The organism is Amycolatopsis sp. NPDC114484, from assembly GCF_055633755.1.
The window spans coordinates 428683-440473 of record NZ_JBVKDQ010000003.1 but is presented as its reverse complement, the minus strand read 5'-3'; the positions used below and the strand labels follow the sequence as shown (position 1 = coordinate 440473).

Genomic DNA, 11791 nt, shown 5'->3' with positions numbered 1-11791 from the left:
GCCTGCCGGTGCGCGGGTGGCCCCAAAGCTGCCTACCGGTGAAGACGTGGCCGGTAGCGGAATTCCTGGATACGCCCGTCGAACGTCCTGGTCTTGAGGAGTTCGAGATCGAAGTCCTCACCGCTCCGGAAGACCGGATCGGCCCCGGTTTTCCCCGTGACGACCGGAAACAACGTCACCTGGACGAAGTCGACCAGACCGTCCGCCATGAGCGCGCGATTCAGTGTGAGGCTGCCGTGCGACCGCAACGGCACCGCGGACTCCTCCTTGAGCCGAGCGACGACGCGACCGGATTGCCGCGAGCGACAGTCGCGTCCGGCCAGTCGAGCGGCGTTTCCAGCGTGGAGGACACGATCGTCGCCGGCAGGTCCCGCATCCGGGTGACCCAGGGATCGAAGACCTCCACCTCCCGCGCAGTGGCCACCATCGCCGCGTGCGCGCGATAAGTGTTGGCCCCGAACACCATTCGCTGCGGTTCGGTGTAGAGGCCAAGACGGTGACCGAGGAATTCGGGACCTGTTTACCCCAGTAGCCACCCCAGTCGCCGTTATGCGCGCCGAAACCGTCGAGGCTGGTGAAGACGTCGAAAGTGTACGTAGCCGACATGGCCTGTTCTCCTCGTTCGAAAGGCTCTTACTGTGGCTACGAACGGGCCGCCCGCGAATCGACAGCGGCTATTTGTTTTCCGCCCACCGAGGCAGATCGCGGGCAACCTCGCCCGGCGACGGCATGCGCGCGATCTCCTCAGCGATCGCCCGCGCGGCGTCCCGGTGCCCGCTGCGTCGTGACAGCAGCATCCGGACGCCCTCGGCCACCCTGTCCGCACTCAGTTCTCCGGGAAGAATGCGCACCCCGGCTCCCACGGCACTGAGGGCTTCCGCATTACCGAATTGGTCCGCTCCCTGAGGCAGAACCAGTTGCGGCACCCCGACCGCGAGCGTCCCGAGCGTCGTACCGCTGCCGCCGTGATGCACGACCGCGTCGACATACGGCAACAACTCCGCCTGCGGTACCCAACTCTGCACTGTGACATCTTTCGGCACCGCGCCGAGCTGGACGTTCCCAGCGGCGACCACCACGTCCGCGCCAAGCGCCGTCAAACCCTGGATAGCCGTGGTGAGCACCTCCGCCGTGCCGAACGCGGTGCCGAGCGTCAGATAGATCAGCGGCCGCGAGGTCCTCTCGACGCGCCACTCAGGCAGCGGTTCGGAATAGCCGACCGGCCGCAGCTCGATCCGCTCAGCGGTCGCGAGAAAGTCCATGTCCTGCAAGGACGGCGGACAGATGTCGAGGTGCGCCCGGCCCGGAGTGGGCCGTTCCAGCCCGATCCCGTCGGGAAACATGCGGCCGAATCCGTGCCAGAGACTGGGAATCCCCGCCCGTTGCGCCGCGATCGCCGGACCCGGCTGCCCCCACTCGTGGACGACGAGATCGGGCCGCAGCCGTTCCAGGTCGGGTTCGAGATCCTCGGCGTAGATCTCGTAGAACGAATCCGCGGGCCGGAAGGGTCGCAATCCGTTGCGGTGCAGGGGCGCGTGGACGTTCTCCCCAGCGGCGAAACGCACCTCATGCCCGGCCTCCCTGACGGCGACCGCGAGCGGGATGAGCGGGTAGGTATGACCTACCGACGCGAGGCTGGTGAAGAGCACGCGCACTGCTGACCAGCTCCTTTCGAGTCCAGCGGGTGGTAGCGCAACGGTTTCCGCCAGATGCTTATTTCAGATGCTGACAACATCTGAAGCAAGAGTAGCCCGCTCGCGGCTCGCATGGCCAACCCGGCTCAGCGACCTGCGCCGCCGGGGCTGGTGAGGAAGACCGGCCAGCCGATCTCGGTTCGCCACTGGGTGTCGTCGGCGGTGTCTCGCTGGCCGACCAGGTAGTACTCGCGGATGGGGCCGTCGACGGCGAGGGCGTGCCGGGCGACGTGCGCTGCGAGGGCGGCATAGGTGCGGTCGACGTCGGCGGGCGGTCCATGGTGCGTCATGACCGCCAGTTCGGCGGCGGGAACGTTTTGAGCCGAGACCCGGCCAACGGGACGGATCGGCCCCGCGCACGGGACGAAGACGGTCACCTGCCCGCGGTGGTGAGTGAACAGTTCATCGGCGTAGATCCCGCCGACGGGACCGGTGCCGGGCAGATGCTGTGCGTCCAGAGTGGCGTGAAGCTCGCCGAGCGCGCCTTGAAGCCACGCGACCGCGGGAACAAGCTGCGGACGGACCTGGCGGCGGCGGTGGAGAACGGTGAGTTGCCCGCTGGGTTCGACGTCGAGCAGGCACTGTTCGAGATCATCGCCGCTGGGCTGGCGTTGAACGCGGCCAGGCAGCTTCAGCACGACCGGACGGCTGCGGGTCGGGCGCGTCGGGCGATTGAGCGGGCTTTGGCGCAGTCCTGACGACTGCATTCGGCAGAGCCGCTTGATCTTCTCCGGGGGCGGCCGCGTTCAGGTCGGCCCGGTATCTGCGAGGGCTTGAGGCGGTGCCGGTTACGACTCGGTGGCCATGCCCAGCGAGCACAGCGAACCGGCCAGCGCGATCAGGTCGTAGCGGGTGTCGTCCTCGTTCGTCTCCCACAGAGTGGAGAGCGTGGTCGCGGCCTGGTCGACGTCGCCGTTGTGCTGCTTCAAGGCGATCCACATCGCCGCGGCCACCGGCTCGCATTCGATGTGGCGGTTGGTCGTGCGGCAGGTCAGCTCCAGGTGGCCGTTGGCGAGCATGCGCTGGGTGACGCCGGGGGCGGTGGTGATCGCCATCATGATGGCCTCCTGGTTGAGGGGGTGTTTCCTTGATGTACCTAGTTTCTCGGAACCGGCGGGCCGGAACCATGGGGTGTGCTCCTGAAGCTTCCCTGGGGTTTCCCCACCCTTATCCCCGGCAGATTCCCGGTTGCCATCCGGCCAGGGTTGTGGTGATCGTCTTCAGGACGGCGTTGAGCTGGTCGTTCAGGTAGAAGTGGCCGCCGGGGAAGATCTTGACCTGGCAGGTGCCGGTGGTGTGGTCGCGCCACGCGCCGGCCTCGTCCAGATCGGTTACCGGGTCCGCGTCGCCGACTAGGACTTGGATCGGGCAGCTTGGCTCCAATCCTGGTTCGTGCCGGTAGGTTTCGACGGCGGTGTAGTCGCCGCGGATCGCGGGCAGGACTATCCGCAGCAGCTCGTCGTCGCCCAGTACGCCGGCGTCGGTGCCGCTGAGTTCCTTCAGCGCGGCGATCAGGCCGTCGTCGTCGCGTTGGTGGATGAACTCGATCCGGTGCGCGGACGGGGCCCGGCAGGCGGAGGCGAAGAGGCCCAGCGGGGGATTGCCCTGCGCTTCCAGGCGGCGGGCCACCTCGTAGCCGACGGTGGCGCCCATGCTGTGGCCGAACAGGACCACTGGCAGGTCGGACCAGTCGGACAGGTCGTCGGCGATCGCGTCGGCGAGGGCGGCGACTGTGTCCAGGCACGGTTCGGTGCGCCTGTCCTGACGGCCGGGGTACTGGACGGCGACCACCTCGAAGTCCTGCCCAGCCGCGGTTGCGGAGAGCGGGAAGTAGGCGGTCGCCGAGCCGCCGGCGTGTGGGAGGCACACCAGACGCACCCGTGCCTGGTCGGTCGGGTGGAAACGGCGGATCCACCGGCTTGTGCTTGCGTTCGCGGGTGTTTCGTCCACTGCGGTCACAAAACCAGGAGTGTTCGGGGCGGGGCGGCGCGGGACAACCCCTAGTGGCCTGGGGCTTGACCGGGGAGGGGGCGTGTTGTGCCTGCCCCGCTTGGGCGGGGGCCTCAAGGAGGGGCGGCGTCGGCGAGGGTGCGCTGAGCCGGGGTGCGATTGGAGTTGGGGGCGATGCCGGTTGCGGGGGTCATGAGGCTGCGGCCGAAGGGCGTGGTGCGGGAGCCGGGCGTGGTGTCGAGGCTTGCTGTCGTGCGTGGCCCAGCGGGGTGGGCGGCGGGTTGTGGGCGATGTTGCGGAGGGGTTTCTGTTCGGGGTCGAGGATGGACGGCGGGATCCAGTACACGACGCCGTCGCGGATGAGGATCTGCCAGCCGCTGTGGTGCAGGAGGCGGTGGTGGCGTTCGCAGCACGAGGCGAGGTTGTCCAGGTCCGTCGCGCCGCCGTCGGCCCAGTGGACGATGTGGTGCGGGGTCGTCCACTTTGGACTTCGGTCGCAGCCGGGGAAGGTGCAGCCGCGGTCTCGGATCGCCAGTGCTCGTCGTTGGGCGTTCGTGGCGGTGCGGGCCGAGCGGCCCAGGTCGAGGACTTGGCCTTCGGTGCCCAGGACGGCGGGGTAGACCTTGGCGTCGCACAGGATTCGGCGCAGGTGGGAGGCGGGCAGGACGGACTCGTCGTCCGTGAAGACCGCTTTCGCTGAGCTCTGCAGGGTTTCCAGGTCGACCGTCACGGTCGCGACTGCTCGTTCGCCGGCTTTGGCCGGCAGGTCCGGGGTGCGGGCGGCCAGATCGACGATCGCGGCGATGGCGTCGCCGTGGCGTTCTGCCGGGCTGCGGGGGTCAGGGATGTCCGGCGCGGTCGCGGGCTCCGGTGCGGCAAGGGGAACCAGCAGTTGTTCGATCAACGTGCCGGTTTCCTGGTCTACGTTGCCGGTGAAGCGGAAGCGGCCGGTTCGGGTCCAATGCCACCGGAATTCCCGCCAGGGGCGTGCGGAGCCCAACCCCGAGCCCGAGTCAGGACCAGCGCCGGGAACCGCGTCCGGGTCGGAGCCGGGTGAAGGCGAGTCCGAACCGGGCACGTCGGAAGGATCGTTGTCCCAGTAGATCTTCAGCCGGGTCGCGGCTCGGCGGACCGTACCGGGGTTGGCCTGCATCGCGAGAGTCACGAGGGTGTCTTCGGCGACGGTGTAGTCCTCGGGGGTCAGCCATCTCGGCGCGTCGGCCAGGAATTCGGCGATCACCGCGGCGTGCTGTGCGGTGATTTCGCCCGCGGTCAAGGCTTTCCAGGTCAGCGGCAGCGAGCCGGTGGCTTGGGCGAGGCGGGTGCGGGCCTCGCGCGGCGTCACGTGCAGGATCGTCGCCAGGTAGGCCGCGGTCGAGGAATAGCCCTCGGGCACGGCGCCACGGGATTCCAGCTCTCGGATTGTCTCCAGCTGTGCGGCATAAGCGACGTTCTGCTGTCTTTGGGTGGTCAGGAGTCTGGTGGTCAGGTCCTGGTCTGACAGTTGCCAGGTGTGACGACAGGTGGTAGTTGGCATCACCGGGTCGTCTGACGTTGTAGTTCTTCGCCCAGTACAGGCGGTAGTTGGCATGAAGTAAAGGCGATAGTTGGCATGGCTGGCGGCGCGTCGTGTCTGCGGGCTTCAACGTGGTGCGCTTGGATGTCGCGGTGGTGGTCGAGCAGGCACCGGTGTGGTCGCACGCGTGCAGCTGGGTGGATCTGGCGTGGGGCGAGTCCTCGTTCGTCGACGGCCGTGCCCGGTTGCGGTTGGAGGAGTGGCCGCGTCGGTGGTCGGCGGTGGTCCGGCTTGGCGGCGGCGAAGTGTCGGTCCCGGTTCGGGATCTTGCCGGGGTGCCGGTTGCTGCGCGGGAGCCGGTGCGGCGGTTCTCGTGGCATCGGGGTTCGCGGCATCGTCCGGGGCTAGAGTTTCTGGTCAGCACAGGACGGATGCACGGGTTCGAGTCGCTGGCTGAGGCGAAGCTGCTGTTGATGCTCGACTTCGCCGGTCGCGTGACGGATGTTCTGTCGCAGCCGCTGCGGCTGCGGTTCGCAGCAGAAACTGGTGCGCGCGAACACATTCCCGACTTCTTCGTCGAGACGACGACGGGGTTCTGGCTGATCGACGTTCGCCCGGCGGGCCGGATCCAGGAACGCGACGAGGACGCGTTCGCCGCGACGGACGAACTTGCCGCGCTGCTGGGGTGGGGTTATCGGGTGGTGACCGGGTGGGATCCGGTTGCCGCTGCGACGGTCGACGCGCTGTCTGCACAACGGCGGCCGCTGGCGGACCGCCTCGGGATGGCCGAGGCCGTGCTCGATGCCGTGGAAGACGGGCCGCGCCCGTTCGGCGAGATCGCATCGGAGACGATCGCACCCGCGGTCGCACGGGCCTACCTGTTGCATCTGCTCTGGCACCGGCGGCTGACGATGGATCTGCAGCAGCCGCTGGGCGACGGCACGCTGGTCGGGCTGGCCGGGTGACAGGCCGGGTGGATCTGGCACCGGGGGCGGTCCTGGTGCTTGACGGTGCCGAGTGGACGGTCGAGCGCGCCGAACCGCAGACGGGCCGCGTCGTGCTTCTCTCGTCGGACGGGCAGCGGATGCCGGTCACGATGAAGTTCCTCATGCACCATCCGGACTGTCGGCCGTCGAGCCGAACTGCGACCGCAGCCGCGCAACGGGACCGACAGGACCCCGCCGAAGCTGATCTGACGCCGCATCAGCGGGACGTGGTGGCGCTGCGACTGGCGCATCTGCTGGAAGTGGAAACGGGTTTCCGCGCCGGAGATCCGTTGCGGCCGGAGGCGGGCGAGCCGCGAGCGGAGTTCGATCCTGCTGCTACGACGGTCAACCAGCGTCGAGAGGCGAAAGTCGCCGAACTCGCCGGACTGGACCGGGTTCAGGCCCGGCTGCTGGGTTTGGACAAGGTCAGCGTCCGCACCTTGGCCCGATGGGCGGCCCGCTATCGCACTGCGGGATTCGTCGGCTGCGCCGACGACCGGTGGCTGCGGCGCTCGGGAGGGCACCCGAGCGTCACGGAGACCGTGCGTGAGGCGGTCTACGCCGTTCAGGCAGAGACGCTGCACCGGTCGCGGATGAGCATGCGGGCCCGTGAACGGCTGATCCACCAGTACGTCCGCGAGTTGCACGGCCCGGAGGCGACGGCGCAGATTCCCTCCTACGAGACGTTGCGGCTGGTCTGGCTGGACTGGTTCGGCTCGGGCGGCGGCCGGCAGCGCTACGTCCGTTCGGCCGCGAAGCCGACCAGCGGGCAGCACGTGGTGATCCACCGGCCGGGGCAGGTCGTCGCGATGGACACCACTGTTCTGCCGGTCAAGGTCAGGGAGACGGTGTTCGGCGATCCGGTGTCGGTTCACCTGACGCTGGCGCTGGATGTCTACACGCGGTCGCTGGTCGCGTTCCGGCTCACGCTGGTGTCTGACAGTTCTGTCGACGTCGCGATGTTGTTGCGGGACATCATGATGCCGCTGCCGATGCGTCCGGATTGGACAGCGGAAATGGAGTGGCCCTACCCGGGGTTGCCGGCGAACGTGGTCGCCGAGTTCGCGGGGCACAAGGTGGCCGGGTTGCCGTTCTTCGCTCCGGAGACGGTCACCACCGATCACGGATCGGTCTATCGCAATCATCATCTGGTCGAAGTCGAGCGAGTGATCGGGGCGAACATCCTGCCCGCGCGGGTGCTGCGCCCGACCGACAAGCAGGCGGTCGAACGGGCTTTCGGGTCGGTCCGGTCGCTGTTGTTCGAGCATCTGCTCGGCTACACCGGCGTCGACGTCTACGACCGCGGTGCCGACCCGGAGGCCGACGCGACGCTGACGATCGACGCGATGGAGCACCTGATCGCGACCTGGATCGTCGGGATCTGGCAGAACAGGCGGCTCGGCGAGCACGCCCCGAGTTGGGATCCTGCCGGGGACCACAGTCCGAACACCCTGTTCGCCGCGGCGATGAACCAGGGCGGGTTCGCCATGCAGATCCCGACGCCGGATCTCTACTACCAGCTGCTTCCCGCGCACCACGTGGTCATCCACGGCGACCGCGGGGTGAAGATCCGCGGTTTGTTCTACGACGGCCCGGCGCTGGAGCCCTACCGCACGGAGCCGTCGGCCCGCGGCGGCCGGCACAAGGGCAAGTGGGTCATCCGCCGCGACCCGCGCGACGCCCGCACGGTGTTCTTCCAAGACCCGGCCACGCACGCCTGGCACACCCTGCGCTGGACCGGGCTCCCGCCCGAGGGCGAGATACCGTCGTTCAGCGACGCCCGGGCACGCGACTTGCTGGCCGCGGCCCGCGCAGCGGGGCTGAAACCGCGCTCGGACGCCGAACTGCTGCCGCTGCTGCTGGACCTGCTCGGCGCGCACATCCCGGTCGAGTCCTGGCCGACGATGACGAAAACAAAACGCAGCGACCTGGCCCGCGACGACGCCCAGTCGCACGCCTCGGCCGCCGACCGGGCCAGCGCAACTGCTTTGCATCCGGTCGGCACAGCGCGCCCGGCCCGCCGCAAGCGCACGACGGGGCATACGCCTGCGGCGGATCAGCACCCCCGGTGGCCGCAGCATTCCCGCACGGTCGAGACCGCGGTCGACGACGACCGGCGACGGAGGCGGGAAGAGACGGTGGGCACCGCGCCGATCGCCCGGCCCGGGCGTCTTGGGGACGCCGTCCGCCGCGGCAACCTGTTCCTGCTCGTCGACGACGCGACGGACGACCCGGAAGGCGATTCGTGAGCACTCGGCCCAATTCTGCACCTGCGGCGTTCGTCCTTCCGGAGAGCATTCCGGACCGGGAGACCGTCGAAGGCTGGAAACAGTGGCGTCTGAGCCGGCACGGCTTCGTCTCCGCGCCCAGGCTCGGCCTGGCCGACTACCGGGTGCTGTCTCCGCGGCAGCGGCAGCTGCACGACCTGCACCGCGCGGCCACGCACGCGAACCTTCCGCTGCAGGAAACCCCGATGACCCGCGCGGTCGGGCGGATCATGCGGTCGCGAATGCAGACCAACGCGCTCAAGCACAAACCGACCACCCGGGCCGGGCTGATGATCACCGGCGGCGGCTACCAGGGCAAGACCGAGACCGCCTGCGAGATCGCGGCGGCGTTCGAGGACGCCTGGCTGGACATGCACGCCCAGCTCAATCCCGCCGCGGTCGCGGGCACCCGGGACCTGCACGCCCCGGTCGCCTACGTCCAGACCCCGGTCACCGCGAAACCGAAAAGCACCTGCCAGGCGATCCTCGACTTCTTCGGCGCCGACCACAAAGGACTGACCCTGCCGCAGCTGACCCGCGCGGTCCGCGGATCCCTGCACGACCACGGCAACCGGGTGCTGCTGCTCGACGACATCACCCGGCTGAAGATGCACCGGGCCGACGACCAGGACACCCTCGACCTGATGCGCGCCTTCATGAGCATGCAGACCACCCTGGTCCTCATCGGCGTCAACATCCCCGGATCGGGCCTGCTGCGCGAGGGCCGCCACGACCCTCGCACGGGCCAGTGGGTGTTCCCGCCGCCGCGCGGCGGCCGGCTCGGCGACGACCCCGCAACCCAGACCGAACGCCGTTTCGACCTCGTCCACCTGGAACCGTTCACCTACGCGACTTCTGAAGGCATCGCCGCCTGGACCGCGCACCTGGAGGGTCTACAGGACGCCCTGCGGCTCTTCCGCGCCGACCCGGACATGCTCACCGGCGGCACGATGCCCGAATACCTGTTCCGCCGCACTGGCGGCGTCGTCGGCCTGCTCGAACGACTCGTCGAGGAAGGCTGCGCCGAGGCGCTCGACACCGGTGCCGAAGCCTTGAGCGAGGACCTGCTCGACGGCATTCTGATCAACCTCGGCAACGACCCCGCGCGCGATCCGGCCGCCGGAGAAGTCCCCGACGTCCCGCCGCCGGGCACGGGCGCCCGCCGTTCCCGCAAGCCTCGGAGCACGGTCTTCGACGACACCGGCACCCCGAAGACCCGGGAGGCAAGCGCGTGATCAGGCCTTTGCCGCGCAGCCTCGACCCGCTGCCGGACGAATCCCTGATTGGCTTCATGCTGCGGCTGTCCCACCGGCTCGAACTTCCGCCCGCCCGCGTCGCCGCCCTGACCGGACTCACCACGCACTGGAAGCCTGCCATCGCCGCTCACCAGCTGCGCATGCCCGCAGCGGTCGCGTCGGACTTCGCGCGGGCGACCCGGCTGACACCCGCGGAGGTCCGCGATCTCAGCCTGGACAGTCTGCGCAGGCGATACCCGCCGCTGGAGCTTGAATACGACGGCAACCAGGTTCGTCGCAACAAGAACCTGCCCAGCGTCCAGGGCTGGGTGCTGAACAATGCGACGCGCTACTGCCCCGACTGCCTCGCCGGCGACGGAAGCGAGATCCAGCAAGCCCACGGCGGTCCCTGGCGGATCACATGGCGCCTGGCCGCGGTCTTCGCCTGCCCGATCCATCGCCGGATCCTCTGCCGCCGCTGTCCTCGCTGCGGTGTTCCCGCGCTCGAACGTCCCAAAGCCAGCCCCTGGATTTTTCCCGCGCACACGCTTGTCCAGCATCCGACCCAATGTCGGGGCAGGGGCGAGGCACCCGCTTCCGAGCCCGAGTCAGCATCTCAAGTCTGCGGTCATCGTCTCGACCACGAAACCGGTCCGCCGGACCGGACTGACACGCAGCAGTTGGCACACCTGCTGGAATTCCAGGATCAGTTGTTGGCCCGATTGCACCTCGACTACCGCGGATATGTCCGAGACCCGGACGTCGGAAGCCGGTACTTCTATGACCTGCACCTGATCATGCGGCTCGTCCGGGGTTCTTGGCCTTTCGCGGCACAGTTCGCGCCGCAGCACATCGACCTCGACACGATCGGCGACCACGTCGGCCGTCTCCAGGACGAAATGAGGCTGAACCGCACGGTCGGGAAACCGGCCCGCAACCAGGCATTGCGGGGAGGACCTCCTCATGATCCGCACACGTGTGGCCACCTCCTGGCATTCGCAGGGCACCTTCGCACAGAAACCGACGCGCTGCGCGCGCTCGTGTCCTCGGTGGACGGCGGCACCGTCTGGATTCGAAGCCTCGAGGCGTTCCTGCGCCACTGCTCGGCTGCAGTGCAGACGGTCGCCGGGGCCGTCGTTCAGGCGCGACTGCCGAACAACCGGACGACTCGGCGCGGCAAGGTCAGGTCGTCGCCGCGCAGGACCCCGCGGCCCGATCTGAAGCGACAGCTGACGATTGATCCCTGCCTGATCTCGCATTACCTGGCCGCGCAGCACATCGAGCCGCTCAGCAAGCTCATCCCCGAGTGGGACGTCGAACCACGCATCGTGCATCGCTTCGCAGCCATCACAGCAATTCGCTCCACCGCAGGGATCACCACCCGCGCAGCAAGCGTCGCGCTGGACCTGCCACCGACATGGGGCGGGCACGCCAGCATGATTCTACGCCGATGGAGCAGCCAGAACGGGGCCGAAGCCAAGGTCGCCGCAGCGACACAGGACGTCATCGACCTGCTCAACAGCGCACCCCCTGACATCGACTACCAACGTCGCCGCGATGCACTCCGCGGCTGGCTGATCCCCGAACACGTCTGGGAAGCCGCAATCGAGCCACTCAGAAACTTGCCGCGGACGACAGCCGAGTTCAGTCCCAGCAAACGACACGCGTCAGGTCGGCATATCGACTGATGTTCGGGTTCCGCCTTCCCCGAACCGACAGGCGCGGCACGCATGCCAAAAACCTCCTCGACGTCCTCGCCTCATACCAAGCCCTTCTCGAACGTTCCATCGACGAGAACACCTACGGCTCAGCGGTGACAGATATCGGCGGCCACGTGACAGATAACGTGGTCAAGCGCAGGTGAGGGATGCCGTAGTCCCACACCGCTAGGCGCTATGCCAACTAGCACCGGGATATGCCAACTATCACCTGTCGTCACACCAGGCCGGGAGCGTCGTAGTCGTGGACACCCCTTCATTTTCTCGAACGCACGTTCGATTACGCCATCGCTCGAATTGGTCAACCCCGACTGCGGAAGCGGGCCCAGCAAGATCGCTGTCTGGAGCCAAAACGCAGGCCCGGCAGCGGAAATGCGCCCCTCGCTACCAGGAGGCAGAGCAGCGCTGCCGAGCCAATCGCGACG

Annotated in this window: 10 protein-coding genes and 1 pseudogene; 5 read left to right on the top strand and 6 right to left on the bottom strand. The window is 68.3% G+C overall.

Annotated features, from left to right (window positions below; all coding sequences use genetic code 11):
- Positions 1 to 32 precede the first annotated feature (32 nt).
- The 3 genes and pseudogenes from ACZ7SW_RS11370 to ACZ7SW_RS11360 form a co-directional block, all read right to left on the bottom strand.
- Positions 33 to 606: pseudogene (locus tag ACZ7SW_RS11370) on the bottom strand (dihydrofolate reductase family protein).
- A 68-nt stretch (positions 607 to 674) separates the two neighbouring features.
- The gene (locus ACZ7SW_RS11365) at positions 675 to 1655 is read right to left on the bottom strand and encodes a glycosyltransferase (protein ID WP_470230291.1); all 981 of its coding nucleotides are present in this window, start codon (positions 1653 to 1655) and stop codon (positions 675 to 677) included.
- Between the two features lie 125 nt (positions 1656 to 1780).
- Entirely contained in the window at positions 1781 to 2137 is a 357-nt protein-coding gene (locus ACZ7SW_RS11360; RefSeq protein ID WP_470230480.1) for a GyrI-like domain-containing protein, read from the bottom strand.
- Here ACZ7SW_RS11360 and ACZ7SW_RS11355 point away from each other — a divergent pair.
- Positions 2081 to 2392: a TetR family transcriptional regulator C-terminal domain-containing protein gene (locus tag ACZ7SW_RS11355; RefSeq protein WP_470230479.1), complete on the top strand. Its 312-nt coding sequence runs from the start codon at positions 2081 to 2083 to the stop codon at positions 2390 to 2392. The two genes, ACZ7SW_RS11360 and ACZ7SW_RS11355, sit on opposite strands and share 57 nt — an antisense overlap.
- Positions 2393 to 2482: 90 nt before the next feature.
- On the opposite strand, the gene ACZ7SW_RS11350 is transcribed toward ACZ7SW_RS11355, so the two are convergent.
- The 3 genes from ACZ7SW_RS11350 to ACZ7SW_RS11340 form a co-directional block, all read right to left on the bottom strand.
- Positions 2483 to 2752 carry a hypothetical protein gene (locus tag ACZ7SW_RS11350; RefSeq protein WP_100266930.1) on the bottom strand — a complete coding sequence of 90 codons (270 nt, stop codon included), beginning with the start codon at positions 2750 to 2752 and terminating at the stop codon, positions 2483 to 2485.
- A 109-nt stretch (positions 2753 to 2861) separates the two neighbouring features.
- Positions 2862 to 3563, bottom strand: coding sequence for a thioesterase II family protein (locus ACZ7SW_RS11345; RefSeq protein WP_470230290.1), 702 nt, complete (start codon positions 3561 to 3563; stop codon positions 2862 to 2864).
- Between the two features lie 271 nt (positions 3564 to 3834).
- Positions 3835 to 5181 (bottom strand): HNH endonuclease signature motif containing protein, encoded by a 1347-nt coding sequence (locus ACZ7SW_RS11340; RefSeq protein WP_470230289.1) that lies wholly within the window; start codon positions 5179 to 5181, stop codon positions 3835 to 3837.
- A 92-nt stretch (positions 5182 to 5273) separates the two neighbouring features.
- On the opposite strand from ACZ7SW_RS11340, the gene ACZ7SW_RS11335 reads away from it, so the two are divergent.
- From ACZ7SW_RS11335 to ACZ7SW_RS11320, 4 genes are read left to right on the top strand one after another with little or no spacing between them, the layout of a single operon-like run.
- Positions 5274 to 6125, top strand: coding sequence for a TnsA-like heteromeric transposase endonuclease subunit (locus ACZ7SW_RS11335; protein ID WP_470230288.1), 852 nt, complete (start codon positions 5274 to 5276; stop codon positions 6123 to 6125).
- An 8-nt stretch (positions 6126 to 6133) separates the two neighbouring features.
- The gene (locus tag ACZ7SW_RS11330) at positions 6134 to 8395 is read left to right on the top strand and encodes a transposase (protein ID WP_470230287.1); all 2262 of its coding nucleotides are present in this window, start codon (positions 6134 to 6136) and stop codon (positions 8393 to 8395) included.
- A complete protein-coding gene (locus ACZ7SW_RS11325) occupies positions 8392 to 9648 on the top strand; it encodes an AAA family ATPase (RefSeq protein WP_470230286.1) in 1257 nt (418 codons plus the stop codon). Before ACZ7SW_RS11330 ends, ACZ7SW_RS11325 begins: the two co-directional genes overlap by 4 nt.
- Positions 9645 to 11336, top strand: a complete 1692-nt coding sequence (locus ACZ7SW_RS11320; RefSeq protein ID WP_470230285.1) for a TniQ family protein — start codon at positions 9645 to 9647, stop codon at positions 11334 to 11336. The genes ACZ7SW_RS11325 and ACZ7SW_RS11320 overlap by 4 nt, the downstream gene beginning before the upstream one ends.
- The last annotated feature ends 455 nt before the right edge of the window (positions 11337 to 11791 follow it).

Bases quoted from the DNA above. Each gene is read 5' to 3' on its own strand.
- ACZ7SW_RS11350 (WP_100266930.1), bottom strand. From the start codon at position 2,752: ATGATGGCGATCACCACCGCCCCCGGCGTCACCCAGCGCATGCTCGCC.
- ACZ7SW_RS11340 (WP_470230289.1), bottom strand. From the start codon at position 5,181: ATGCCAACTACCACCTGTCGTCACACCTGGCAACTGTCAGACCAGGAC.